General features: G+C 67.6%; 22 protein-coding genes and 1 pseudogene. 13 read left to right on the forward strand and 10 right to left on the reverse strand.

Features of this window, described 5'->3' with window-relative positions; genetic code table 11:
* Positions 1-26: 26 nt before the first annotated feature.
* The gene (locus PUN51_RS04170) at positions 27-542 is read right to left on the reverse strand and encodes a nucleoside kinase (RefSeq protein WP_159634504.1); all 516 of its coding nucleotides are present in this window, start codon (positions 540-542) and stop codon (positions 27-29) included.
* A 47-nt stretch (positions 543-589) separates the two neighbouring features.
* Here PUN51_RS04170 and PUN51_RS04175 point away from each other — a divergent pair, with 47 nt between their 5' ends.
* On the forward strand, positions 590-1,342 hold the full coding sequence (locus PUN51_RS04175; protein ID WP_275180035.1) for a lytic transglycosylase domain-containing protein: 753 nt from the start codon (positions 590-592) through the stop codon (positions 1,340-1,342).
* A gap of 42 nt (positions 1,343-1,384) precedes the next feature.
* Here PUN51_RS04175 and PUN51_RS04180 read toward each other — a convergent pair whose 3' ends face one another.
* Complete coding sequence (locus tag PUN51_RS04180) at positions 1,385-2,551, reverse strand: cytochrome P450 (RefSeq protein WP_275180036.1); 1,167 nt, start codon at positions 2,549-2,551, stop codon at positions 1,385-1,387.
* A 241-nt stretch (positions 2,552-2,792) separates the two neighbouring features.
* Here PUN51_RS04180 and PUN51_RS04185 point away from each other — a divergent pair, with 241 nt between their 5' ends.
* Genes PUN51_RS04185 through PUN51_RS04205 form a run of 5 tightly spaced genes read left to right on the forward strand, consistent with a single transcriptional unit; the run spans position 2,793 to position 7,826 of the window.
* Positions 2,793-3,371, forward strand: coding sequence for a hypothetical protein (locus PUN51_RS04185; protein ID WP_275180037.1), 579 nt, complete (start codon positions 2,793-2,795; stop codon positions 3,369-3,371).
* A gap of 1 nt (position 3,372) precedes the next feature.
* Positions 3,373-5,550, forward strand: a complete 2,178-nt coding sequence (locus PUN51_RS04190; RefSeq protein WP_275180038.1) for a bifunctional polysaccharide deacetylase/glycosyltransferase family 2 protein — start codon at positions 3,373-3,375, stop codon at positions 5,548-5,550.
* A 27-nt stretch (positions 5,551-5,577) separates the two neighbouring features.
* The gene (locus PUN51_RS04195) at positions 5,578-5,844 is read left to right on the forward strand and encodes a hypothetical protein (RefSeq protein ID WP_224026002.1); all 267 of its coding nucleotides are present in this window, start codon (positions 5,578-5,580) and stop codon (positions 5,842-5,844) included.
* A 41-nt stretch (positions 5,845-5,885) separates the two neighbouring features.
* The gene (locus PUN51_RS04200) at positions 5,886-6,779 is read left to right on the forward strand and encodes an SMP-30/gluconolactonase/LRE family protein (RefSeq protein WP_224026003.1); all 894 of its coding nucleotides are present in this window, start codon (positions 5,886-5,888) and stop codon (positions 6,777-6,779) included.
* Positions 6,780-6,794: 15 nt separating this feature from the next.
* Complete coding sequence (locus tag PUN51_RS04205) at positions 6,795-7,826, forward strand: aldo/keto reductase (RefSeq protein ID WP_275180039.1); 1,032 nt, start codon at positions 6,795-6,797, stop codon at positions 7,824-7,826.
* Positions 7,827-7,854: 28 nt separating this feature from the next.
* Here the strand turns inward: PUN51_RS04205 and PUN51_RS04210 are convergent, their stop codons facing one another.
* Positions 7,855-8,100, reverse strand: coding sequence for a hypothetical protein (locus PUN51_RS04210; protein WP_275180040.1), 246 nt, complete (start codon positions 8,098-8,100; stop codon positions 7,855-7,857).
* A gap of 16 nt (positions 8,101-8,116) precedes the next feature.
* Positions 8,117-9,550, reverse strand: a complete 1,434-nt coding sequence (locus tag PUN51_RS04215; RefSeq protein WP_263422191.1) for a flotillin family protein — start codon at positions 9,548-9,550, stop codon at positions 8,117-8,119.
* A gap of 369 nt (positions 9,551-9,919) precedes the next feature.
* Between PUN51_RS04215 and PUN51_RS04220 the strand changes: the two genes are divergently transcribed.
* The 3 genes from PUN51_RS04220 to PUN51_RS04230 are packed head-to-tail and all read left to right on the forward strand — an operon-like array spanning position 9,920 to position 12,699.
* Positions 9,920-11,242 (forward strand): MFS transporter, encoded by a 1,323-nt coding sequence (locus tag PUN51_RS04220; protein ID WP_159632109.1) that lies wholly within the window; start codon positions 9,920-9,922, stop codon positions 11,240-11,242.
* A 6-nt stretch (positions 11,243-11,248) separates the two neighbouring features.
* On the forward strand, positions 11,249-11,926 hold the full coding sequence (locus tag PUN51_RS04225) for a flavin reductase family protein (RefSeq protein ID WP_275180041.1): 678 nt from the start codon (positions 11,249-11,251) through the stop codon (positions 11,924-11,926).
* Positions 11,926-12,699, forward strand: coding sequence for an enoyl-CoA hydratase/isomerase family protein (locus tag PUN51_RS04230; protein WP_275180042.1), 774 nt, complete (start codon positions 11,926-11,928; stop codon positions 12,697-12,699). Before PUN51_RS04225 ends, PUN51_RS04230 begins: the two co-directional genes overlap by 1 nt.
* On the opposite strand, the gene PUN51_RS04235 is transcribed toward PUN51_RS04230, so the two are convergent.
* Positions 12,644-13,531: an SDR family NAD(P)-dependent oxidoreductase gene (locus PUN51_RS04235; RefSeq protein WP_275180043.1), complete on the reverse strand. Its 888-nt coding sequence runs from the start codon at positions 13,529-13,531 to the stop codon at positions 12,644-12,646. The genes PUN51_RS04230 and PUN51_RS04235 overlap by 56 nt on opposite strands.
* 57 nt (positions 13,532-13,588) lie before the next feature.
* Positions 13,589-16,159 (reverse strand): excinuclease ABC subunit UvrA, encoded by a 2,571-nt coding sequence (locus PUN51_RS04240; RefSeq protein ID WP_275180275.1) that lies wholly within the window; start codon positions 16,157-16,159, stop codon positions 13,589-13,591.
* A 180-nt stretch (positions 16,160-16,339) separates the two neighbouring features.
* Between PUN51_RS04240 and PUN51_RS04245 the strand changes: the two genes are divergently transcribed.
* Complete coding sequence (locus PUN51_RS04245; RefSeq protein ID WP_275180044.1) at positions 16,340-17,164, forward strand: DUF1206 domain-containing protein; 825 nt, start codon at positions 16,340-16,342, stop codon at positions 17,162-17,164.
* On the opposite strand, the gene PUN51_RS04250 is transcribed toward PUN51_RS04245, so the two are convergent.
* Positions 17,161-17,931, reverse strand: a complete 771-nt coding sequence (locus PUN51_RS04250) for an MBL fold metallo-hydrolase (protein WP_275180045.1) — start codon at positions 17,929-17,931, stop codon at positions 17,161-17,163. The two genes, PUN51_RS04245 and PUN51_RS04250, sit on opposite strands and share 4 nt — an antisense overlap.
* A gap of 246 nt (positions 17,932-18,177) precedes the next feature.
* On the opposite strand from PUN51_RS04250, the gene PUN51_RS04255 reads away from it, so the two are divergent.
* Positions 18,178-18,921, forward strand: a complete 744-nt coding sequence (locus PUN51_RS04255; RefSeq protein ID WP_159632102.1) for an SGNH/GDSL hydrolase family protein — start codon at positions 18,178-18,180, stop codon at positions 18,919-18,921.
* A gap of 56 nt (positions 18,922-18,977) precedes the next feature.
* Here PUN51_RS04255 and PUN51_RS04260 read toward each other — a convergent pair whose 3' ends face one another.
* Both PUN51_RS04260 and PUN51_RS04265 read right to left on the reverse strand, forming a co-directional pair.
* A complete protein-coding gene (locus tag PUN51_RS04260; protein ID WP_159632101.1) occupies positions 18,978-19,679 on the reverse strand; it encodes an SCO1664 family protein in 702 nt (233 codons plus the stop codon).
* Positions 19,680-19,737: 58 nt separating this feature from the next.
* Complete coding sequence (locus tag PUN51_RS04265) at positions 19,738-20,367, reverse strand: MSMEG_4193 family putative phosphomutase (protein WP_159632100.1); 630 nt, start codon at positions 20,365-20,367, stop codon at positions 19,738-19,740.
* Between the two features lie 114 nt (positions 20,368-20,481).
* Here PUN51_RS04265 and PUN51_RS04270 point away from each other — a divergent pair, with 114 nt between their 5' ends.
* Together PUN51_RS04270 and PUN51_RS04275 are read left to right on the forward strand one after the other, a co-directional pair.
* The gene (locus PUN51_RS04270; RefSeq protein ID WP_275180046.1) at positions 20,482-21,870 is read left to right on the forward strand and encodes a sigma 54-interacting transcriptional regulator; all 1,389 of its coding nucleotides are present in this window, start codon (positions 20,482-20,484) and stop codon (positions 21,868-21,870) included.
* A 14-nt stretch (positions 21,871-21,884) separates the two neighbouring features.
* The gene (locus PUN51_RS04275) at positions 21,885-23,888 is read left to right on the forward strand and encodes a vWA domain-containing protein (RefSeq protein ID WP_275180047.1); all 2,004 of its coding nucleotides are present in this window, start codon (positions 21,885-21,887) and stop codon (positions 23,886-23,888) included.
* Here PUN51_RS04275 and PUN51_RS04280 read toward each other — a convergent pair.
* A pseudogene (locus PUN51_RS04280) lies at positions 23,885-26,025 on the reverse strand (amylo-alpha-1,6-glucosidase). The gene PUN51_RS04275 and the pseudogene PUN51_RS04280 overlap by 4 nt on opposite strands.
* Positions 26,026-26,060 lie beyond the last annotated feature (35 nt).

Consider the following 26,060-nt stretch of genomic DNA (forward strand, 5'->3'; position numbering starts at 1 on the left):
AAGAGCAGTGCCCTGCCTTCGGACGGCTAGGCAGGGTGGGCTGCCTGCACGTGGTGCAGGATGTTGTCCACGACCCGGGACAGCGGCGCGGTGGCGTCAATCGCGATGCCGCCCGGCGGGATCTCTTCCCGTGTTTCGTGCAGGTGCTCGATCAGCTGCCGCTCCGCCGGTTGCCCTCCCCATTCGTCTGCCGGGCGCTGGTCGAGGCGCCGCTTCAGCGTGCCCAGGTCCACCTCGAGGACGAAGACGCCGTCGAACAGATCGATGAATTTGGCGAGGTTCCTCGACCCGCCGCAGAAGAACGTCACCGCGTCCCGCTGGTCTGCTGCCTGGGCCCGGACGTCGGCGACCCTCCAGATGTGGTGCCTGTGCACAGCGACGCCGGTGGCGTCCCCTGCTGGTTCACCGGTTTCCGGGTCACCCTGGTAGGCAAGTTCACGGTCGCCGTTGATGGCGTGGTAGCCGCGCCGCCGCAATTCGTTGCAGACCGCGGTCTTGCCCGTGCCCGAGCCGCCCTCGATAAGGTAATTCTTCCTGCCCATGCCTGATGGTACCGATGGGGGAGAGGACGGGGTGGTTTGATTGGTCAGTGCTCCGTGTAAAACGCTTTGTGGCCCTTAGCCTGTTCGTAGTCTGCGCCAGCGCAGTTTTCTCGTTCTGGCTGCTGGGCCAGCCCGGGGCCGGGGCCCGTACGGCCGCCCTCCTGCCCCCGCGAGCGGGAGTCAAGCTTCAGCCAGGGCCCGATGGGCTCGCCACCGCCGTAAACGTCACACGAAGCCCCGACGCCGAGTGGCTTGGCACGGCTGCCGCCCACACCGGAATCCCCGCACGGGCCCTGCGCGCCTACGTCAATGCGGCCGTTGCCGCCAACGAATCAGCTCCGAAGTGCGGCATCGGCTGGAACACGCTCGCCGCCGTCGGCTTCGTCGAATCAGCCCACGGCACGTACGGCGGCGGCAGCCTGAGCTCCGCCGGCCAGGCCAGCGGCCCGATCGTGGGCCCCAGCCTCAACGGCGCGGGATTCGCCGCCATAGCCGACACCGACGGCGGCGCCTTGGATGGCGACGCCGGCTGGGACCATGCGGTGGGACCCATGCAGTTCATTCCCTCCACATGGCGGATCGCAGGCATGGACGGGAATGGGGACGGGGCGGCGGACCCGTTCAACATCGATGACGCCGCCCTCAGCGCGGCGACGTATCTTTGCGGCCGCGGCCGTGATCTCACCACAGCGCAGGGGTGGACAGCTGCCATTTACGCCTACAACCAGTCCGACGCCTACATTCGCCAGGTGAGCTCCCAGGCCACCGCGTACGCTGCGAAAGCGGGCACCGCCGGGTGAATGCATCCCGCGGCTTTCCCCCGGATCATTCGTCCGGGCCGGTCAGGCAGGTTGCCAGGTGACGGGAAGTTCCTTCAGCCCGTAAACGATGCTGCTGTCCATTCGTTCCAGTTGCGCTCCGGAAGCCACGGAAAGTCCAGGGAGGCGGGACAGCAGCGCTTCCAGTGCAATCCTTGCTTCGAGCCGGGCGAGCGGTGCCCCAAGGCAAAAATGGATGCCATGGCCAAACGCCAGGTGCCGGTTGGGGTTGCGGTCCACATCGAACTCGGCGGCCCGCTGGAACTGCTGCCCGTCACGGTTGGCCGAGCCGATCCAGGCGACGATTGGAGCGCCGGCGGGAATCAGTTGGTCGCCCACGACGGTGTCCGCCACCGCCACCCGGTACATCGACTGGACCGGCGAGCGGAAGCGGAGCACTTCCTCGAGCGCCTGGGGAACCAAGGCCGGCTCGCTGAAGAGCCGCTCGAGGGTGCCGGGCGACTCCGCCAGGCACAAAACGGCGTTGCCGATCAGATTAGTGGTGGTCTCATTGCCGGCAACCAGCAGCAGGGCACAAAAACCGAGCAGCTCGGGCACCGTCAGTTTTTGGCCGTCGATCTCCGCGGCCAGCAGGCTGCTGATGAGGTCCGTGCCGGGACGGCTCCTGCGCTGGTCGATCAGGGCAAGGAAGTACTCCACCATCTCCGACGTGGTGGAGTCCTGCGTTTCGCTGGCGGGGAGGGTCCGCGTCTGGCTGACGATCACGTCGGACCAGTGCTTGAAGCGCTCACGGTCCTCGCTGGGGATGCCCATCAGCTCGGAGATGACGATGACCGGCAACGGGTAGGCCAGGTCCCTGATCAGGTCTGCGCTTCCCTTTCCGGCGATCTCCGCCAGGAGCTCGTCAGTGAGTCCGGCGATGCGGGGAGCCAGCGCGTCAACAGCCTTGGGCGTGAACGCCTGTGTAACCAGCGAGCGTAACTGCCGGTGCCTCGGGGGATCGGTGGTGATCAGGCTGGACGCGAACAATTGGCCGGTGCCGGAGGGATTATCACCACCCATGCGGGACGAGAAGGTGGCGTGTTCGGACAACACCCGCTGGACGTCGTCGTACCGGAACACATGCCAGCTCCCTGACTGGTCATCCTGGAAGACGGGGGCCGTTGCCCGCATGCGTTCATACTGCGGAAAGGGATCAAGCGGGTATTGCGCGGACTGGGTGACATCCATGGTGGCCTCCCTGCTCACCTGGCGCCATGCCGTCCACGGAGGGCGCCAGGCCGTCAAATGACTGACCGTAGAACCTTGATCCTAGCCAAAGCATGTCCCTGCGTCACCACGCCGGAACGGAAACCGCAGTGCCTGCCTTATGCACGGCACCGGGGCGGATCCGCGTCCCGGACTGCAGCTGCCGGACACCACCGCCGGGTTTTTGTGCTAGCCACAAGGGGTCCCCTAAGGTTATTGCTCGATGAAAGCCCCTGAAGAGACATCCGATCAGTCGCCCGCCATCTCCCCGCGTGGACCCGTGTTTGTCGACGCGTCAGGCCGCCGGCTCCGGCGGGTCAAGATGATGGGCCTCGGGGTCGTCGGGCTTGTGGCGGCATACGTCATCCTCGTAGTGGCCGCCTTTATCGGTGGGTCCGGATCCTCGGCACCATTCCTTCCCCTGCCGGCCGCCGCCGGACCCCGCGAAACGCCAACAGCCCCGCCCTCTGCCGATCCGCGGGCCGGCCTGACCGGGCCCGCCGTTCCCGTTGTTGAGCAGTCGCCGGCGGCCGTCCCGGTGCCCGTCTCTGCTGTTACTGCCGTGCCTCCGGCGGAGGGTGCCGCCGTCGTGCCCGCTGCGCCCGCCGCCCCCGCCGCTGCTCCTGCCCCGGCTCCGACCGCCGCCCCCGCAGCCCCCGGAACGTCCGGAACCGCCACCGGCACCGGCGCAACCGCCCCTGGATCCAGCGGAACAGCGCCGGGCTCCAGCGCGACCGCCCCCGGCGCGAGCGGCTCGGCGCCGGGCCAGACCACACGGCCCACCGCCCCCGCGCACCAGTAACATGACCCGCCGGAATAAGGGTTCCCGACCCGCCACAAGCAACGTCCCCGCCACTGTCAGGGCGCATTGGTTTGTCCTTCTCGCCACCCTGATGGCCCTGGGGCTCGCCCTGGCCGTGCAGGGATACATCCACCATCTGGGTGGAGCGCCCGGGGACTCCCTGCCGGCGGACAAAGCCGCAGGCGCCGTCCCCACAACGCTCTCGCACGGCGGCCCCGTGGTGGATTCGCGCGGCGGCTCCGTAACAACCGTCAGTCCGCCGGACCGGACCATCGCCCTGACCTTCGACGACGGTCCGGACCCCGTGTGGACGCCCCGCATCCTGGACGTACTTCGGGAACACCACGTCCACGCCACCTTCTTCGTCGTTGGTTCCGCGGCGGTGGACCACCCCGACCTGGTGCGCCGCATCGTGGCGGAAGGCCACGAAGTGGGCGTCCACACGCTGACCCACACCGACCTTGGCACAGCCCCCGACTGGCGCCGCGAACTGGAGGTGCAGGGCGGCCAGGATGCGATTGTGGGAGTGACGGGCCACGCGGCTTCCCTGCTGCGCCCGCCTTACACCGCCGGCAACAGCGCCATTACGAACGGCATGTGGTCCGCGCTCCACGGAATGGCCGACGAGGGCTACCTCACCGTGCTCAGCAGCCTGGACAGCGAGGACTGGCAGACCCCGGGCACCAAAGCGATCGAAGCCAACCTGACCCCGTCGGGGCCGCAGGGGCAAGTGGTCCTGATGCACGACGGCGGCGGGGACAGGGAACAGACCGTCGCCGCGCTGGACTCCGCCCTGTCGCGCTTCTCCGCGCAGGGGTACAAGGTCACCACGGTCGGGGACGCCGTGGGCGTTGACAGCATGCGCCCCGCATCCAGCGTTGAACAGCTGCGCGGCTCTGCCCTGGTCTGGGGCATCCGCCTCAGCGATTTCGTCGTCTGGGCGATCTCCCTCGGGCTCGTCGCCGCCGGCGTCGTGACCTTCCTCCGTGCCGTCCTGGTCATGTTCTTCGCAGCACGCCATAGCCGTGCGGCACGGCGCCTCCCCGGATCGGGACGTGGCCGGCGCCGCGTCGACGTGATGGTGGGGCCCGTGGTGACTGAACCGGCGACCGTGATTGTCCCGGCCTATAACGAATCCGCCGGAATCGAAGCCGCAGTCCTGTCGATCCTTGCCTCCACGCACCCGGTCGAGGTCATCGTGGTGGACGACGGGTCCACCGACGGGACGGCGGACATCGTGGAGGCCCTCGACCTGCCCGGCGTCACCGTCATCCGCAAAGAGAACGGCGGCAAACCGTCCGCACTGAACGCAGGGATCCAGGCGGCCAGCCACGACCTGGTGGTCATGGTGGACGGTGACACGGTCTTCGAGCCCGATACGGTGCGTGCCCTCATCCAGCCGTTTGCGGATCCCCGGGTGGGGGCAATTTCCGGCAACACCAAGGTGGCCAACCGGGGAGGCATCCTCGGCGCATGGCAGCACATCGAGTACGTCGTGGGGTTCAACCTCGACCGGAGGCTGTTCGACGTCGCCGAATGCATGCCCACCGTCCCCGGGGCCATTGGCGCCTTCCGGATCGAGGCCCTCCGAAACGTCGGGGGCGTCAGCGACGACACGCTCGCCGAGGACACCGACCTGACCATGGCACTGTGCCGGGACGGCTGGCGGGTGGTGTACCAGGAGGACGCACGGGCCTGGACGGAGGCGCCCGCAACCCTCGGCGCCCTGTGGCGACAGCGGTACCGCTGGTGCTACGGCACCCTCCAGGCCATGTGGAAGCACCGGGGTGCCGTGGTGCAGGGAGGTGCTGCGGGCAAGCTTGGCCGGCGTGGACTGGGCTACCTGCTGGTACTGCAGGTGCTGCTTCCCCTGTTCGCGCCCATCGTCGATGTCTTCGCCCTTTACGGCCTGATCTTCCTGGACCCGCTGCGGATCGGGGCGCTGTGGCTGATCTTCCTGGCGGTCCAATTGCTCATGGCCGCCTACGCATTCCGGCTCGACAGGGAACGGCTGGGACCGCTCTGGACACTCCCGCTGCAGCAGTTCGTCTACCGGCAGCTCATGTACCTGGTGGTCATCCAGGCCGTTGTCACGGCAGTTGCCGGCGTCCACCTGCGCTGGCACCGGATGGAGAGGTACGGCAGCCTGCGCGTCCCGCAGACCCAAGGCCAGGGCTAGGGTAAGTTCAGGCCCATGGAATGTGTCGTGATCTACAGCTTGCGCGAGGGCGTGGACAGATCCACCGTCATGGACGTCTATCCCCGCCACAAGGCGTACTACGAGGCTTTCCGGGCCGCCGGGGGAGGACTGCTCGCCCTTGGCCCCTTCCAGTCTCCGGAGCCCGGCCTGAGCTCGATGGGCATCTTCACGTCGTCCGGGGAGGCCGAACGTTTCATTGCCGGTGACCCCTTCGTGACGGAAGGTCTCGCGGACCCTAAGCTGCTCGAATGGAACGCCGTGCACCTGGCGTAGGCGGGCACGGCAGCAAAACTGGACGGCGAAGGGGCTTTCTCATGGGTGACGGACTGACGGCCGGCGTGCTGGAGCGCCTGTACACCGGTACGGTGTGGGCGGAGGGGCCATTGTGGGTGCCGTCGTCGCAGACTGTGCGGTGGAGCGATATCCCCAACGACCGCATTCTCGAGTTCCACCCGGACACCGGGGTGACACAGGAATACGCGACTGGCGTGGAGTTCACCAATGGCCGTACTCTCGACGCCGACGGCAGCGTGGTGCAGTGCAGCCACGGCCGGCGCCGGGTGGAACGCGACCGGGATGGGACCGTCACCGGCCTGGTTGACTCCTTCCAGGGCCGCCGGCTGAATTCGCCCAACGACGTGGTGATTGCCCGCGACGCCGGCATCTGGTTCACGGACCCGCCCTACGGGATCCTTCCGGGAACAAAGGAAGGCCATGAGGGAGAGCAGGAATATGGGGGCTGCCATGTGTTCCGCTTCGACCCGGCCTCCGGAACGCTGACCCCCGTGGTGACCGACCTCGTGCATCCCAACGGACTGGCCTTGTCGCCGGACGAATCTGTCCTCTACGTCGCGGACACCGCCGGCAGCGCCTACGGGGTCCCGCTGCGGATCGCCACCTACGCCGTGCGTGACGGCCACTGCAGCCCCAGGACCGGCACTCTCGAGTTGGAGGACGGCCACCCGGCCGACGGGCTGCGGGTGGACGTCGAGGGACGGATCTGGACCTCGGCCGGCCCCTCCGTGCGGATCTACTCACCGTCCTTCGAACTCCTGGGCACCATCACCGTGCCGGAGACCGTCTCCAACCTGTGCTTTGGCGGACCCGACGGGCAGGACCTCTACCTGACCGCAACCACCAGCCTGTACCGGATCCGCACCACCACCACGGACGCGGCCGCACGCAACCATCCCACCGACCGCAACTGAACGCGAGGACACACCATGCAGCACCGGACCCTGGGCCACAGCGGCGCCGTCGTCACCAGCTTCGCGCTGGGCACCATGACCTTCGGCGCGGAAGCGACCGAGGAAACATCCCATGACATCCTGGACAGCTACTTCGAAGCGGGCGGCAACTTCATCGATACCGCCGACGTCTACAGCTCGGGCGTGTCCGAAGAAATCATCGGCCGCTGGCTGGCCCGGCGTCCCGGCCTGCGGGACACAGCGGTGGTTGCCACTAAGGGGCGTTTTCCCATGGGGACGGCACCGAACGACGTCGGAACATCCCGGCGGCACCTGACGCGCGCACTGGACGATTCCCTCCGCCGCCTGGGCGTGGAGCAGATCGACCTCTACCAGATGCACGCATGGGATCCCATCACGCCCGTGGAGGAAACCCTCCGGTTCCTGGAAGATGCCGTGACCCGCGGCAAGATCGGCTATTACGGCTTCTCGAACTTCCTGGGCTGGCAACTCACCAAGGCTGTCCATATTGCCCGCAGCGAGGGATGGCACCCGCCCGTCAGCCTGCAGCCGCAATACAGCCTCCTGGTCAGGGACATCGAGTTCGAGATCGTGCCGGCCGCGCTTGACGCCGGGATCGGCCTGCTGCCGTGGTCGCCCCTGGGCGGCGGATGGTTGTCGGGCAAGTACAGGCGTGACCAGAGTCCCTCCGGGGCAACCCGCCTGGGGGAGAATCCCGAACGCGGCATGGAAGCCTGGAAGGCGCGCAACGACAATCCGCGCACATGGACGGTGATCGAAGCCGTGGAAGGCATCGCGGCCTCCCATGGCGTCAGCCCCTCCCAGGTTGCCCTGGCCTGGCTGGCGGACCGGCCGGCCGTAACGTCGGTGATCCTGGGTGCCCGGTCCACGGAACAGCTCGCTGACAACCTGGCGGCCGGCAACCTGAGCCTCAGCGCGGAAGAGGTCAGCCGGCTCACCGAGGCCAGCCGGCCCGAGACAGGGGTGTATCCCTACGGCCCCATGGCCCAGGAGCAGCGCAGCCGCAAAATGGAGGGCGGCAGGTAGCCCATCCGGGAGAGGAAGCCGCCGGGCTTCACCGGGCGTGCTTCAACACGTCCGGCAGCTCCTCCACGTACACCGTTTGCGGCGGGTCGAAATAGATCACCAACACTTCAGCGCCCACCGGATAATCGCTTTTCTTGTCGAACGGGTGGGCGTGGAAGGCCATGGTGCCGCCAAGGTAGGGCAGCATGACTTCGCCGATGGTGCCTGGGCCGATGCGCCCGGTTACCCGGCCGATTTTCCCGGTCAGGCTCCGGTCGATGTCCCTGCGTACCATGGCGTGCCCGGAATCCCTACGCGCCCGGCGCCTTGGCCTGGCGCTTGGTGTCTTCACCCTTCCGAAGCGCCGATGCGAGGGCCGGGAGGTAGTCGCCAGCCTGCGCCAGGATTCCGCCCAGCATCTTGTTGACGCCCTCGCCGCCGTTCAGGACGGTCATTTGGCCAACATGCGAGAACGGCTCGGCCGCTGCGGCAATGATGGCCGGCATGTTCTCGGCAAGCTGCTGGGAGATGACCGCGTCCTGGTTGGTACCCAGCGCTTCCGCGCGGGCCTTGATGCCGTCTGCCTCCGCGAGCGCCTTGGCCTTGATCGCTGACGCTGCGGCGTCGCCTTTCGCCCTGGTCGCTGCGGCTTCGGCCTCGCCGGTGACCTTGGTTGCTCCAGCCGCGGCGGCCGCCGCGGTGGCGTTGGCCTGCGCCTGGAGTTCGGTGCGGCGGGCATTGGCCTGGGCCTCAAGCTCGGTGCGGCGTGCCAGGGCCTCGGCTGCGCTGATGTCCGCCGCCTTCTGGCCCTCTGCGTCGGTGCGTTTGGCGTAGGCTTTCGCGTCCGCAGGTTTCCGGATGCTGGTCTGCAGCTTCTGCTCTTCCCGGTCCGCCTCAAGCTTGGCAACTTCCGTTTCCTGCACCACCACCTGCTGCCGGGCCGTGGCTTCGGCCAGCGGGCCGGCCTGGGCAGCATTCGCCCGGGCACGCTCGGCGTTGGCCTGGGCCACCGACTGCCGGATGGCTGAGACGCTTTGCGCATCCGCGATCAGGGCCGCCGCCTCAGCCTCCTTTTCCGCCGCCTCCCGGTTACGGGTGGCCTCGGCGATCCGGGCTTCCATCTTCACCTGCGCGATATGCGGCTTGGCGATGTTCTGGATATAGCCGGTGGGGTCCTGCAGGTCCTTGATCTGCAGCGAGTCCACCACAAGGCCCAGTTTCTCCATTTCCACGCCGCTGGCGCTGCGGACCTGCGAGGCGAGTTTGTCCCGCTCGCGGATGATCTCCTCGACGGTCATGCTGCCGATGATGGAACGCAGGTGGCCTTCGAAGACGTTGTACACCTGGCTTTCCATCTTTGGTTGCTGGCCCAGGAAGCGGCGGGCGGCATTGGCGATAAAGGGCGGCGCGTCCCCAATCTTGTAAATGACGACGCCCTCCACGATGACCTGGATGCCCTGTGAGGTAACGCAGGAAACCTTGAGTTCAGTTTCATTCAGGGTCAGCGACAGGGGCCGCACGGTCTGGAGGCCGGGAAGGACCAGGGCGCCCTTGCCCGTGACGATTTTGAAATCCATTCCTTCCCGGGTTTCCAGGGTTCCCCGGGTCAGCCCGGAAATGATCAGGGCCTCGTTTGGCTCAGCCACTTTCCACATCAGCTTCGTGGCCACCCAAATGAAACCAACGGCAAACAGCACTCCGAGAATAATGGCGATAAGTGGAAAGAACGGTGCAAAGTCCGGCATGGCCAGGTCCTTTCGACGCCGCAAAACGGCATCACGGTAAAAACCCCAATAAATGCAGCCGTCCAATGACCGACCAATGAAAGTGCCGTCAATTCCGGTGCACCTGGCTGGCTGTTGTAGACAGTCTGATTGGGCCCCGCCCAAGAGTCCAGAGCCGTGACGATATTTGCCTGCGGCAACGGAATAAGGCGTACGACGGCGGCACCTGGCATCCGCCGCCGGTGGCCGGGAAGCCGTTGACATGGGCAACTACTGCTCGCACGATGGGAAGATGAACCGCAATGCGGGTCCAGCGCCTGGTTTCACTATTCCTTTCCTTGTTGTGCATTCAAGCCGGGCGTTCTACTACATCTGACCAATGGAGTGATGATGAGTATTCAAGGAGTGACCCGGGAGCAGGCCGTCAGGCGCGCCACCGTGGCAAGCGTGGTGGGTACCACCATCGAGTGGTACGACTTCTTCCTCTACGGGACTGCCGCCGCACTGGTGTTTCCCCAGCTGTTCTTCCCGGGCCAGGTGGCCTTTGCCGGTGTGCTGGCCGCCTTCGGCACCCAGTTCGTCGGCTTTGTGGCCAGGCCAATCGGCGCCGCCATATTCGGCCATTTCGGTGACCGGATCGGCCGAAAGACAACACTCATGGCCACGCTGTTCCTGATGGCGTTCGGAACGGTGCTGATCGGCTGCCTTCCGACCTACCAAAGCATCGGCGTTGCCGCGCCGGTCCTGCTGGTAGTCCTCCGCATCATCCAGGGCATCGGCGTGGGCGGTGAATGGGGCGGTTCTGTCCTGCTGAGCATGGAATGGGGCGACCAGAACCGCCGCGGCCTGTCCGCTTCCTGGCCGCAGATCGGGGTGCCGCTGGGCCTGGTCCTGTCCACCGGCGTCGTCAGGATCACCACCGCCGCCACCGGCACTGACGGATTCGCTGCCTACGGCTGGCGGATCCCGTTCATCCTGAGCATCATCCTGATCGGCGTGGGCCTGTTCGTCCGGCTCCGCGTCATCGAGAGCCCGGAGTTCGACGCAGTCCGGAAGTCGAACAAGGTGGTGCGTGCCCCGATCATCGAGGTGATCCGGCGGCAGCCCAGGGAAATCCTCCTCTCCGCCCTGGTGCGCACGTCGGAGCAGGCCCCGTTCTACCTGTTCATTACGTTCGTGATCACCTACGCCACCAAGCAGCTGAAGCTGGACAGCAATTCCATCCTTGATGACACACTGATCGCGGCCGCACTCGGGCTGATCAGTGTTCCCCTCTTCGGGCGCCTGTCAGACCGTTTCGGCCGGCGCCGCGTGTACGGAACCGGCATCGTGCTGACAGCGCTGTTCGCTTTCCCCTATTTTGGGTTGCTCAACACCAGGGACGCCCTGTGGGTTGGTGTTGCCGTCGTGGTCAGCCTGATCCTGCACGACATCCAGTACGGGCCGCAGGCTGCCTTGATTGCCGAAAGTTTTGACACCGACATCCGCTACACGGGCGCCGGCCTGGGGTACCAGCTCGCCAGCGTCGTCGCCGGTGGTCCCGCGCCCCTCATTGCCGCCGCCCTGCTGGCGACCTATGGGAACTCGACGTCGATCTCGCTGTACATCATCCTCTGCTGCGTGATCGCCATGGCCGCCCTCATCTTCCTTCCCAGGGCCAAGGGAGCCCTGGCCAAGGATGCCGCGGCTGCCGCCACGCCAGGAAGCCCGTAGGACCGGATGCGAACAGACTTCGATCCGAAACAACTGGGTCCGCGGGACTTCTACAAATTCCTCACGTCAGTAGTGGTTCCGCGGCCCATCGCCTGGGTTTCGAGCACCTCCCCGGCAGGGGTGGACAACCTGGCGCCCCATTCGTTCTTCACGGTTGCCTCAGTGGACCCTCCGATCATTCAATTCACCTCGGTGGGCGAGAAGGATTCCCTGCGGAACATCGAGGCAACCGGGGAGTTCGTGGTGAACCTCGCCCCGGCAGCGTTGATCCAGGAGGTCAACGCCACTGGGACCAACTTCAGCGCAGATGTGAGCGAATTCGACGCCGCCGGCCTGGCCCGTGAGCCCAGCGCGGCGGTCCGGCCGCCCAGGGTCAAGGAGTCTCCGGCCGTTCTGGAATGCTCGCTTCACCAGACCCTGCGCATGGGTGACTGCGTCCTGGTGTTCGGCCTGGTGGTGCACGCGTCCGTCTCATCCCAGGTGCTCAGCGGTGACCACCCGGACGTGGCCGGGCTTGATCCGCTGTCACGGCTGGGCGGCGACGAATGGGGCATGCTTGGCCCCATCCGTCACTTGCCGCGGATCCGCGCGTCGCAGTGGCCTGGTTCTTTCACCCCGCGGGAGGGGCACATGACTGAGCCTGGCACAGGAGGCATACAAACCCCGGGGCAGGCAGGCTCCTGATGGCCACGGTCAGTGTTGACGGCGCGGAGTCCATTGCCACGATCTCCTTCGGCAGCGGCGCGAGGCTCAATGCCCTGGGGGAGCGGGACTGGGAGGATCTGCGGTGCGCAGTGCACGGCCTGGCCTCCGACCCGACCCTGCGCGCCGTCGTGGTGCGCGGCCGCGGTGGAGTGTTTTGCGCCGGCTCCGACATCCGCGAATGGGACGGGACGTCGGGCGCGGACGTTGGCCGGACCTTTGACGTGCTGGAAGCCGCCCTGCAGGCGCTCGAGGACTTGCCCGTCCCAACCCTGGCGGTGGTCGAAGGGGTTGCGGCCGGCGGGGGCTGCCAGCTTGCCCTTGCCTGCGACCTGCAGCTCCTGACCCCCACAGCACGGATGGGGATGCCTGTGGCACGCCTGGGCTTGCTGGTTCCGCCCACCTTCGCCGCCCGCTTGGCACTACGGGTAGGTCCGTCCCGGGCCAAGGACCTTCTCTACACGGGCCGCATGCTGACGGCGCGCCAGGCGTGGGACATGGGGCTGGTCACCACCTTAGCCCCGGACGACAACGCAGACGCTGCGCTCGCTGCGGTCCTCGACCCCTGGAAGGGCGTCTCGTCGGCTTCCTTGAGGGCATCGAAAGCGGCGGTGGATGAGGGCCTGCGCCTCCTGACGGAGGCCGGCCGCCGCGCGCCAAAGGGCCCTGCGGTGGATCCCGTCGAGTTCCCGGACCGGGTCACGGGCCTTCTCCACCGCCGGACCGGGGCGGGTCCGCCGGCTCCACCACCGTGATGTCCAACGGCATCCTGTTTGCCCGGCGCAGGCGGCCGCCCAGCACGTTGCGCAGGCCGTGCGTGACCATCCGCCGCCGGGTCAGGAACCGGAATTCCGCGGCGTCTGAGGTCACGAGGTCCAGGATGGGCCGCGCCGCCTCACGCGGGGCCTGCCCCCACAGACCGACCACCACCTGCAGGGCCGTGAGGCGCTGCCCGTACCCTGCCTGCGCCGTCACACGCCCCAGGAGGTCGGTCTCCACCAGTCCGGGGTTCATGCCGTGCACCCGGACGCCGGTGCCTTTGGTTTCCAGCCGCAGGGTCTCCGTGAACTGGCGGACCCACCGCTTGCTTGACGCGTAGGCGTTCTGCAGCGCCACCGGACCCCGGTCGCCCTGGCCGTACAGGTTGACCAGGTCGCCATGGCCCTGGCCCAGGAACACAGGCAACGCCACCCTGGCGCCATGGAACGTGCCAAGGACGTTGGTGCGCACCACCCGCGTGAAGTTATCGATGGGCGTCGACGCCGTGGGTCCGAAAACCCCCGAGGTGCCGGCGTTGTTGACCCAGATATCCAATGTCCCCCGGGCCAGGGCCTCGTCCCGGAGCGCCGCAACGTCTCCCGGCTCGGCGGTGTCGCAGCGCCTGCCGGACGCCGCGATCCCCTCAGCGCGCAGGAGGCGGACGGCGGCAGCAACGCCGTCGTCCGACCTGGCTGCCAGCACCACCGCCGCGCCGTGCAGGCCCAAGACCCGGGCCATTTCAAACCCCAGCCCGCGCGAAGAGCCGGTCACCACCGCCACGCGGCCGCGAAGGACGTCGTGGGCGGCCACCGCCCGTCGGGTACGCATTCCTCTGTCCTACGCCCTCGGGCGGCCGTGGGGCAAGGTGCACCCGCCCTGGTGGCCCTAGCCGGCGGACGCCGCCTGCAGTGCCGCCGCGAGGTAAGGGGCCGTGCGGCTGCTGCTGGAACGGGCGACGGCGGCCGGGTCACCGGCGGCGACGATCGTGCCGCCGGCGTCGCCACCAGCGGGTCCCAGGTCCATGACCCAGTCGGCGTCGGCCACCACGTCCATGGCGTGTTCCACCACGATGACCGTGTTCCCGGCATCCACCAGGCGGTTCAACTGCGCCATCAGGAGCTGGACGTCGGCAGGGTGCAGCCCCGTGGTGGGCTCGTCCAGGAGGTACAGGGTGTGCCCGCGCCGGGCCCGCTGCAGTTCGGTGGCCAGCTTGATCCGCTGCGCCTCGCCGCCGGAAAGTTCGGTGGCGGGCTGGCCCAGCCGGAGGTAGCCCAGGCCCACTTCCTGCAGGGTCTGCAGGGACCGTGCGGCCGCGGGAACCCCGGCCAGGAAACCGGCCGCGGCGTTGACCGTCATGCCCAGTACTTCCGCGATGTTCCTGCCCTGGTAGGTGACCTCGAGGGTCTCGGGGTTGTATCGGGTGCCGCCGCATTCCGGGCACGGGCCGTAACTGCCGGGAAGGAACAGCAGCTCCACGGCCACGAAGCCTTCGCCCTGGCAGGTCTCGCACCGTCCACCGGCCACATTGAAGGAAAAGCGTCCCGGGCCGAACCCCCGGCTCCTGGCGGCATCGGTGGCGGCGAATTCCTTGCGGACGGCATCGAACAGCCCCGTGTAGGTGGCCAGGTTGGACCGCGGCGTGCGCCCGATCGGTTTCTGGTCCACCTTCACCAGGCGGTCGATCCGTTCCAGCCCGGAGACGTGCCCCACGGTCAACGGTCCGCCCTGTTCCTCGACGTCGTCCTCCGGCTCCCCGGCGGGTGCCGCGGTACCGGCTTCACCGGTGCCGCGAAGTGCTGCGCCGGCAACGTCGGCGAGGACCCGGCTGACCAGCGTGGATTTCCCGGAGCCCGAGACGCCCGTGACCGCTGTCAGGACGCCGAGCGGAAAGGCGGCGTCCAGGTCCCGCAGGTTGTGGCGGCTGACGCCCCGCAGTTCCAGCCAGCCGGAGGGTTCCCGCAGGGCATCCCTGTCCGCGCCGTCGGCGGCCGCCCCTGGTTCTTTCGTACCTGTTCCGCCCGGGAAAAGGAACGGACGCGTCACCGACTCCGGCACCTCATCGAGGCCCTGCACGGGCCCGCTGTACAGCACCTCTCCGCCGTCCTCCCCGGCCCTGGGCCCAACATCCACAAGCCAGTCAGCCCGGCGGACCATGTCCATGTTGTGTTCCACCACGAACACCGAGTTTCCCGATGACTTGAGCTGGTCCAGGACCGCCAGGAGGGGTTCGGCATCCGCCGGGTGCAGACCTGCCGACGGCTCATCCAGCACGTAGATCACGCCGAACAGCCCCGACCTGAGCTGGGTGGCGATCCTGAGGCGCTGCATTTCCCCCGGCGAGAGCGTGGGCGTGGCCCGCCCCAGCGCCAGGTACCCCAGGCCCAGCTCCAGCAGCACGTTGATGCGCTGGAGCAGGTCGCGGGTGATGGCCACAGCCACCTCATTGGACTCTGAGGACTGCTTGCGGGACGCGGTTCCCGCGGTGGCCAGCCTGGTGGTGGGGCGGATGATGTCCGCGAGTTCGGTCATGGGCACGGCGCTGAGCCCGGCGATGGTCTGCCCTGCGAACGTCACTGCGAGGGCCTCGGGCCTGAGCCCGGTTCCACTGCATTGCGGGCAGGGCCCGGTTTCCATGAAGCGCAGCACCTTTTCCCGCATGGCGGGGCTTTTGGAGTCGAGCAGGGTGTGCATGACGTAGCTCCTGGCGCTCCAGAAGCGGCCCTTGTACGGTTTGGCCACCCGGTCGCGCTGCGGCGTCACTTCCACCACGGGCTGTTCCTCGGTGAAGAGGATCCAGTCGCGGTCTTTTTTGGGCAGTTGCCGCCAGGGGATGTCCACGTCGTAGCCCAGGTGGGTGAGGATGTCGCGGAGGTTCTTGCCCTGCCACGCGCCGGGCCAGGCCGCAATGGCGCCGTCGCGGATGCTCAGGGACGTGTCCGGAACCAGGGATGCCTCGCTGACGGTGTGGGCGGTGCCCAGGCCGTGGCACTGCGGGCAGGCGCCTGCTGCGGTGTTGGGGGAGAAGGCGTCCGAGTCCAGCGGCGCTGCGCCCTCCGGGTAGCTGCCTGCACGGGAGAACAGCATGCGCAGTGAATTGGACAGCGTGGTGACGGTCCCCACGGTGGACCGGGACGTCGCCGTTCCCCGGCGCTGTTGGAGTGCGACGGCGGGCGGCAACCCGGTGATCAGGTCCACCTTGGGGTTGTGGCCCTGCTGGATGAGGCGGCGGGCGTAGGGCGCCACCGATTCGAAGAACCGGCGCTGCGCCTCCGCGTAGATGGTGCCGAAGGCCAGGGACGACTTGCCGGAACCGGAAACCCCGGTGAACGCCACGATCGCATCCCGCGGCACATCGACGCTGACGTTCCGCAGGTTGTTTTCGCGGGCGCCGCGCACGCGGACGAAGCCGTTTTCGGCGTGATCCGCGGTGGGGCCGGGGATGTTCAGCTCGGTCAGTTCATCAGCGTTCTGTTTGGCATGCACCGCTTCGACTGTAGTAGCCAACGGTGCGTGGCCGGAACTTTCGGGGATCTGTCGGGACGGCGCGGACGGATTTACACTGAAGCATTCCGCGGCGCAGGCAAGGAAAGCCGGCCGCGGAGCAGGAGATCAACTACATATCTGGAAGGGCCGGCCATGGGCAACGCGTCGCAGGGAGCTAACAGGGCAGTATCCGGGGCGGCCTCGGCGGGCCGCAGCCCGGCGGTACGCGTTCTGGCCCGTACCGGATATGTCTTCATCGGCCTGCTTCATATCCTGATCGGTGCCATTGCCTTGCAGTTGACCAGGGGCCAGGGTGGAGAAGCTGACCAGTCCGGGGCACTGGGAAGCCTGGCATCCAAGCCGGGGGGCGGGATCCTGCTCTGGGCCGGCGCTGTTGCCTGTGCGGCGCTTGCCCTCTGGATGCTCAGTGAGGCTGCTTTTGGGGCGCGCACGGAGCCCGACTCAAAGAAGAAACTGAAGAAAGCTGCTGGTGCTGCGGGGAAAGCTGTGATTTTCGCTTTCCTTGCCTTTACCTTCGGCGTCTTTGCCGCCGGGGGCAGCAAGAACTCCAGCCAGTCGGCCAGCGATTTCACCGCAAAGCTGATGGGAGCGCCCGCCGGGGTGGTTCTTCTGGTGGTGCTGGGCCTGGCGGTCATTGCAGGCGGCGTCCTTTACGCCTACCGGGGCGTTTCCAGGAAGTTCATGGAGGACCTGCAGGACCCGGGCAACGCGCGGACCGCCGTGGAATGGCTTGGCATCATCGGTTATGCAGCCAAGGGTGTGGTGCTCGCCGTCGTGGGTGTCCTGGTCATCGTGGCGGCAGTAACCGCCGATCCGTCCAAATCCTCCGGCCTCGACGGCGGCTTGAAGACCCTGGGCGCACAGCCCTACGGCGGGATCCTCCTCGCCGCCATCGCCGCGGGCCTCATCTGCTACGGCGTGTACTCGATGGCGAGGGCGCGGTACGGGAAGTTCTAGCCGCGGTACCCGAGAACCGCCAGCGCTTCCGCCAGCGGGGCGCGCAGGGCAGGTCCGTGGCCCGGAAGGACAACCGGGGATTCCAACCCGGCCAGGTTCTGCAGGGCGGCTTCGGCTGCGGCCGGATCTGCGTGGTACATCGGGTGCAGCATCTGCGGTCCGGAAGTCCGGCTGATCGGGTGGCCGCTGACGAAGCAGTCGCCCACGGCGATGGCACCCGCCCCCGGCAGGTGGATGGCTGCATTGCCTGGCGTATGGCCGGGCACTGGTACGGCAACGGGCCGGCCAGGCAGGGCCCGGAGCCTGTCAGCGTCCCACGCTTCGGCCGCCGGCACTGGCCTGGCACCCAGGGCACCCGCCCTGATGACGTGCACCATCCAGCGGAAGATGCGCGGCTTCCAGGCCCGGCGGATGACCTGGCCGAAGGTGACCTGGTGCTTCTCCTTAACCTGGACGTGGGCCAGCTCCCCGGGGGCGCACAGGACCGGGGTTCCGAATGTTTCGGAAAAGAAGGCGGCAGTGCCCGTGTGGTCCACATGTCCATGCGTGACCAGCAGGGCAAGGGCGTTGGCCGGTTCCAGGCCCAGATGGCGGATCGAGGCAAGGACGTTGCTGCGGTCACCGGGGTAGCCGCTGTCGATAAGGATGAACCCGGAAGGGTCCCGCACCACGATCCAGTTGGAGGCCGGCCCTTCGGCGAAGTAGACGCCGGGCGCCTGCTCGGAAATTTTGGTTGCGGGATTCCACCCGGTTGCCTGCCGCTGCACGGATACAGCGTAGCCCGCGGCTGCAGTGCAGCCTGGTCGGCGCCGCCCGGCCTGACCCCGGACGGCGGCCACCAGGGTACCTAATGCCCTAAAGGTTCCTGTGCAGTCGCTGTGCATCCTGTTGATCCTGGTCACCTTGGCCCTAAAGTATTCCCACAATTGCCTACGATGGGACACGGACAAGAAGAAAAAACGGCCGGCGGGCAATTCCCCGGCCACCCGGAAATCCAGGCAGGAGGAGGTGCCATGCAGGACAGTGCGCTGCTGCACGGGCATCCCGGCCGGCTGGTGACTGCCGGTGTGGCTGCCCTCCTCCTGGCCGTGACGTCGGGAAGTGCAGCCCGGACCCAGCCCCCGGCCACGGCGGCGCCCCCCGTCCGCGTTGTGGTGGTGGGGGACTCCCTGAGCACCGGTCACGGCACGTCGCCGCAGCAGGCGTGGCCGGCGTTGATGCGGACGGACCCGGAGGTGGCGGGCCTTGAGGTGGTCAACGCAGCCGAGGATGGAAGCGGCTACCTCAGCCTGGGCGACTACAACGGAACCTTCGGCACGCAGGTGGATGATTACGTCACCCCTGACACCGGGATCGTGGTTTTCTTCGGCTCGGAAAACGACCTCGGCTACGCCTCTGCCGACGTCGGCGACGCGGCCCTCGCCGCCATGGACAGGGCAGAAGCCCTTGCCCCGGACGCCAGGATCATTGTGGTGGGGCCGCCGTCGTACACCACGGACCCTGACCCCGGGCTCCTGGATATCAGCGACCAACTCAGGACTGCCACTGCGCGGGCGGGCGGTGAGTACGTGGACCCGATCGCCGAGGGGTGGATCAGCGATGACTTTGATGACCTGATTGGCCCGGACGGCGACCATCCCACAGTGCTTGGGCAGCACTACCTGCTGGACCACATCGGCGCGTATCTTGAGCAGGCGGCGCCGGCGGCCGCGGCCGCGCTGGAAGGGCGCCAGGACCCGCGCAGGCCCGCCGCCTGAACCTAAAACACCCGGACCTGGGGCGACTGAATCCAAGACACCTGGACCTGGGGCGCCTAGATCAGCGGCCAGGGATAGCGCCGGCCGGTGTGGTCAACGGGCAGCACCATCTCCTGCAGCATCCGCTGGACCCTGCGTTGCAGGGCAACCACCTCGGCGGGATGGAGCAGCGCTGCCACGTCAGCCGGAACAGTGTCCGCCAGGGGACTGATGTCCGCCAGCAGGTTGTCCGGGATCGGCTCGCCGGCAAAGTCCCAGATCACCGTGCGCAGCTTGAAGGCAGCGGAAAAGCACAGACCGTGGTCAATGCCCCAGATGCGGCCGTCCGCTCCGCGCAGGACATGCCCGCTTTTGCGGTCCGTGTTGTTGGCCACGTAGTCGAACAGGGCCATCCGGGCCAGTTCGTCGTGGGTTTCCGGGGAGTCCGCGTACAGGGTGAAGTAGTGTTCCTCGTGGTCGCCCTCGATGAACCACTGCAGCGACCCCACTCCAAGCGGGGCATCCGTGCGGACCACCGTGGGCGGCACCATTCCCCAGCCCAGCGCTTCGCTCAGCAGGTACGCGGCGCGCTCCCGGCGGTACAGGCCGGCGTCGAAATCCGCCAGCGGCCGCTCTCCAGCCTCCGGCTTGTAGACGGCCCAGGCGGAATCGTCACCGCAGGAAAGCTCCGCGAGGAACGTGGCATTGCTGCCGCTCATGATGCGGCCCAGCAGTTCCACGCGGCCCTCAGTGAGGAGGGTCAGCTCCCGCCCGGACACCGCATGCCCCGTGCCGCCGCGTCCCGCGGCCAGTCGTTCCCTGCCGGACCGGATGGCATCACGGCGCCCTCAGCCCGCTCAGGGGCTCCGACATCGAATTCACCGTGAGCACCGCCGGCGCCTGGCCGTCCGCATAGGAGATCACCGAGACCGACGCCGGGCTGATCACGATCCGCTGGAAAAGGTCCAGGTGGGTGCCCAGCGCGTGTGCCACGGCCGCCTTAATGGGATCGGCATGGGAGAAACAGACCACGACGCCACCACGGTGGGCGGTCCGAAGATCCTCCAGCGTCCCAACCATCCGCGCCTGCATTCCGGAAAAGCCCTCGCCGTTGGGGAAGCGGAACGCCGACGGGTTGTGCTGGACAGTCTGCCACTCCGGCAGGCCCGCAAGCCCGGCGAGCGCGGCACCGGTCCAGTCACCGAAATCGCATTCCAAAAGCCCGGCTTCTTCCATGACGGTCCGGCCGGTGCGGGCGGCCGTGGGCTCCGCTGTCTCCCGTGCCCGCTCCAGGGGTGACGAATAGAGCGCGTCGACAGGCAGGCCCGCAAGGCGTTCGGCAACAGCTTCAGCCTGCGTGCGGCCGCGCCCGGAAAGATGCAGGCCCGGGGCCCGCCCCGGCAGGACGGTGCCGGTGGTGGGGGTCTCGCCGTGCCGCACCAGGAGGATTAATGTGCTCTGTGTCATTGGGTCTAAGCGTAGCCGCGAGGGGGCCCCGTGCCGAGCCTGCGAGGCCCGGGGTCCCACAGGAATCTGGAGGAATCTATCGATTAGCCGCAAGGCGGGGCTTACCGTAGAGGAGTGACTGATCGCCCCGATATCTACACCGTTGGTGAACTGCGTGCGGCAGGATACGTCCACAAGGACCTAAGGCACGAAATCCGCGACAACCTCCTCGCCGCCCTTGCTGCCGGACGTGACCCCTGGCCGGGCCTGTACGGCTTCAGCCGGACGGTGATTCCGCAGCTCGAGCGGGCCCTGCTCGCCGGCCATGACGTTGTCCTGCTGGGTGAGCGCGGGCAAGGCAAAACCCGCCTGCTCCGTACCCTGGCCGGACTGCTGGACGAGTGGTCGCCGGTGATCGAGGATTCGGAGCTGAACGAGCATCCCTTTGACCCGATCACCGAACAGTCCCGTGCCCGGGCACTGACGGAGGGGGACCGGCTGCGGGTGGCCTGGCGGCACCGTTCGGAGCGCTACGTGGAGAAGCTCGCCACCCCGGACACGTCGGTCGCTGACCTGATTGGTGACGTGGATCCGATGCGGGTGGCCGAGGGACGCCACCTGGGGGACCCGGAAACCATCCACTACGGGCTGATCCCACGCTCCAACCGCGGCATCATCGCCATCAACGAGCTCCCGGACCTGGCTGAACGCATCCAGGTGGCCATGCTCAACGTCATGGAGGAACGGGACATCCAGATCCGCGGCTACGTGCTGCGGCTCCCGCTCGACGTGCTGGTGGTGGCATCAGCAAACCCGGAGGACTACACCAACCGCGGGCGCATCATCACCCCGCTGAAGGACCGCTTCGGTGCGGAGATCCGGACCCACTACCCCATCGAACTGGAAGACGAAGTAGCGGTCATCCGGCAGGAGGGCCGGCTCGTTGCGGACGTCCCCCCGTTCATCCTGGAGATCCTAGCAAGGTATACCCGGGCGCTGCGGGAGTCGCCCGCCATCAACCAGACGTCCGGCGTTTCGGCCCGGTTCGCCATCGCCGGGGCGGAGACGGTGGCCGCGGCGGCACTGCGGCGGGCCAGCCTGCGGGGGGAGGAGCAGGCGGTGGCCCGCATCATCGACCTGGAGCCAGCAGTGGAGGTGCTGACGGGCAAGATCGAGTTCGAATCCGGCGAGGAAGGGCGGGAGCAGGGTGTCCTTGACCACCTCCTGCGCACCGCCACTGCGGAAGCTGTCCGCGCGCACTTCCAGGGTCTGGACATGGGTCCGCTCGTGGCCGCCCTGGATGGGCACCGGACCGTCACCACGGGTGAACAGGTCACGGCGCAGGAGTTCCTGGGCAACCTCCCGTCGCTGAACGGCTCGGGGCTGTACGACGAAATCGGGCGGCGCCTGGGCGCGGCGAATGACGGACAGCTCGCCGCCGCCGTCGAACTGGCCCTTGAAGGGCTGTACCTGGGCCGCCGGATCTCCAAGGAATCCGACGACGAGGAAACCATCTACGGCTAGGCTCAGGAGGCACCATGGCCATCCACAAGCGGTCCGCCAAGTACGGCCGGTATACCGGCGGCCCGGACCCGCTCGCCCCGCCGGTCGACCTGGCCGAGGCGCTTGACGCCGTCGCCGAAGACGTCATGGCCGGCTACTCGCCCCGCCACGCCCTGCAGGAATTCCTGCGGCGCGGCGGCCGGAACCGGGACGGCCTGGATGACCTTGCCCGGCGCGTCCAGCATCGGCGCCGCGGCCTGCTCAGCCGGCACCGGCTGGACGGCACCCTGGACGAAGTAAAGAAGCTCCTGGACACCGCGGTGCTGGAGGAGCGCAAGCAACTGGCGCGGGACGCCATGATGGACAACACCGACCGTGCCTTCCGGGAGATGCAGCTGCAGAACCTCCCACCCTCCACGGCTGCGGCGGTCAATGAGCTGGCGTCCTACGATTGGCAATCGAGCGCAGCACGTGAGGCCTACGAACACATCAAGGACCTGCTGGGCCGGGAAGTCCTTGAGCAGCGCTTCGCCGGCATGAAGCAGGCGCTGGAGAGCGCCACCGATGAGGACCGGCAGGCAGTGAATGACATGCTCCGGGACCTGAACGAACTACTGGGCAAGCACCGGCGCGGGGAGGACACCGACGCCGACTTCCAGGACTTCATGGCCAAACACGGCCAGTTCTTTCCGGAGAACCCGGAGTCGGTGGAGGAGCTGGTGGACGCCCTCGCCCAGCGCGCCGCCGCCGCCCAGCGGCTCCTGCAGTCGATGTCCCCGGAGCAGCGCGGTGAGCTGATGCGGCTCTCCGCCCAGGCCTTCGGCTCGCCCGAACTGATGGCCCAGCTCAGCGAACTCGACGCCACCCTCCAGGCCCTCCGCCCGGGGGAGGACTGGACAGGCTCGGAACGGTTTGAAGGGCAGGAAGGCCTGGGACTGGGGGACGGCACCGGGGTGTTGCAGGACATCGCCGAACTCGACGAACTGTCCGAACAGCTCTCCCAGTCCTACAACGGCTCCCGCCTTGATGACCTGGACCTGGACGCGCTCACCCGCCAGCTTGGCGAAAACGCGGCCGTAAGTGCGCGTACCCTCGCGGAGATCGAGCGGGCCATGCAGGACGGCGGCTACCTGCGGCGTGGCGCCGACGGCGACCTCAGGCTGTCCCCGCAGGCCATGCGGCGGCTTGGGAAGTCCCTGCTCCGTGATGCTGCCAGGCAGTTGTCCGGCCGGCAGGGAAGCAGGGACACCAGGATGGCCGGGGCCGCAGGAGAACAGACGGGCTCGAGCCGGCAGTGGGAGTTCGGGGACGCCGAGCCGTGGGACGTCACCCGCACCATGACCAACGCCATCCTGCGCACCATGGCCGACGGCGGTGACCCGGCCCGGGGACTGCGCCTCGCCGTCGGCGACATCGAAGTATCGGAAACGGAGGCCCGCACGCAGGCCGCCGTGGCCCTTTTGGTGGACGTGTCCTTCTCCATGGCTGCAGAAGGACGATGGGTTCCCATGAAGCGGACCGCGCTCGCACTGCACCACCTGGTGTCCACCCGCTTCCGCGGTGACCGGCTGGAGCTGATCACCTTCGGCCGCTACGCGCAGGCCATGGACATCGGAGAACTCACGGCGCTGCCCGCCCTCCGCGAACAGGGAACCAACCTGCACCACGGCCTGCTGCTGGCCGGCCGCTTCTTCCGCCGGCACCCGTCCATGCAGCCCGTCCTGCTGGTGGTCACGGACGGCGAACCCACGGCGCACCTCCTGCCCGACGGGGACTCCTGGTTCAACTGGCCGCCGGACGCCGAGACCATCCGCGCCACGGTTGCCGAACTGGACCGCCTTGGCCGCGCCGGCGTCCAGGCCACCTTTTTCCGCCTGGGCAACGACCCCGGCCTGGAGCGGTTCATCCAGCGGTTGGCCCAGCGCGTGGACGGCCGGGTTGTGGCTCCCGAAGTGGGCGGCCTTGGAGCTGCCGTGGTGGGGGAGTACCTGCGCGCCCACGTCCGCAGCGCCTACGCCGACGGCGACTGGGATGTTTAGCTTTTGGCGTCCAGTCCGGCCTGGGAGATGAGCTCGGTCAGCCAGGGCCGGTGTTCGCGGTGGAACGTCAGGCCCTCCGGCAAGCCCTGCACCGCAGGTTCGCCGTCTTTGATGTCGATGGTGATCCGGCCTCCGGCCAGGGGAGCGTTGGTGATGTGCAGGTTCCCGTAGGACTGGGGCAGCGCCGGATCCATCCAAAAACCACCACGGGAGACGTGGGCGTCGTACCGCATCAGGCAGGTGATCAGCATGATCGGCGCGGTGGCCGCCCAGGCTTGAGGGGAGCAGGCCGTGGGGTAGGGCACCGGCTCGGCTACCTGCTCGCGGCTGAAGCCACAGAACAACTCCGGCAGCCGGCCGCCGGAAAAATCCGCGGCTTCGAGCAGGGCGCTGGCGATTCTCTGCGCCTCCTCGACGAATCCGTACCGCATCAGTCCGGCCGCAATAATGGCATTGTCATGCGGCCAGACTGAACCGTTGTGGTAGCTGGCCGGGTTGTAGGCCCCCATATTTGAGGCCAGGGTCCGGACACCCCAGCCACTGAACATCTCCGGCGACATCAGCCGTTCAGCCACCAGCGGCACCTTGTCATCGTCAACGATCCCGTGCCACATGCACTGCCCCATATTCGAGGCGCAGGCATCAACCGGCCGCTTGCGGCCGTCCAGGGCAACGGCGAAGTAGCCACGTTCCGGCAGCCAGAATTCCTCATTGAACCTTTTCTTCAACTGCGCCGCCTCGGCGGTGAGCCGGGCAGCCAACGGCGCGTCCCCGGCGTCGTACGCCATCCATGCCCGGGACAGCAGCGCTGAGTAGACCAGAGCCTGCACCTCGCAAAGCGCGATGGGCGGCTCGGCAATGGTTCCGTCCGCGAAATTGATCCCGTCCCAGGAGTCCTTCCACCCCTGGTTGATAAGGCCCTGGTCGTTGAGGCGCTGGTACTCAACGAACCCGTCGCCGTCCTTGTCGCCGTAGGTCCGGACCCAGTCCAGGGCCCGGTCGGCGTTGGGCAGGAGGGCGGCTATGGCGTCCTTTCCGAACCCCCAGCGGCTGACCGATGCCAGGGTCATCACAAACTGCGGGGTGGCGTCCACGCTGCGTAGTAGATGGATTTGCCGCCAAGCGCCAGCCCGGAGGACACGCCCAACCGGACTTCGTGCAGGATCTTCCCGGGTTCCTCCTCGCTCATCGGGTCCACTACCTTGCCCTGCCGGTCCGCCAGCGTCTGCAGGGTGCCCAATGCCAGGGACGGGTCCACGGGCAGGGCCATCTCCGAAGCCCACAGCGAATCACGCCCGAACAGGGTCATGAACCATGGGGCACCGGCCGCCACCACTATCCGTTCCGGATGCTCAGGGTCCTCGATCCGGAGCGCGCCGAGGTCGTCATAGCTGCGCCGCAGCGTGCGTTCAATGGACCGGTTCGCCATCTGCAGCCTGGGGATTTTGGCAACCCATTCCTGGTGCCTCCGGTCACTCGGTGACACCCCGTGCCCGGCGGGGCGCGTAACGTTGTGCTGCCCTGCCGGTGCCACGCTCAACCGCGTGCTCCACTGGCCGTATCCGGGAACCACGGCGCGGTATGTGAGTGCGCCGGCGGAGGCGACGGCGCCGCGTCCCCTGACCAGGACAGCTTTCCGCAGGTCCTGCCAGGCCGCGCTGACAATCAGGGAATCGCCGTCGGCTCCGCGGGTGACGTCCCACCGCCGCTGGACCCTCGCCTCCTTCACCTCGAACAGATCGGCGAAGTCCGAATCGACACCGACGGAGATGCTGCATTCAACGGGGTTGCCGGAATAGTTGCGGATCGTAATCTCCTCAACCACTCCGGCCGCCACTTCCCGCAGCCGCTCCACGATCAAGGGGCTGTCCGCATACCCGTCTGCCCGGGGAACGCGGCCGATGAACAGTGCCCGGTAGGGTTCCTTCGTCTCCGCCGCCAACGGCTCAAGGGGCTGGCCGTTCACCGTCATGCTCCACCCCGACAGGATGCGGGTGTCCTCATGGAAGACGCCGTGGGGCAGGTCCGGGTGGATATCACCATTGGCTGCGGAGATACAAAAACATGAGCCTTCGACCAGGGTCACGGTCCCTGCGCCCACAGGCCCCGCCGCTGTGTCTGCATTCCATCCAGCCATGTCCGCTCCTTAGACGGCTACGACGGTTCCGGCGC

Source organism: Arthrobacter sp. NQ4 (genome assembly GCF_029077345.1).
In the GTDB taxonomy this organism is placed as follows: Bacteria; Actinomycetota; Actinomycetes; order Actinomycetales; family Micrococcaceae; genus Arthrobacter.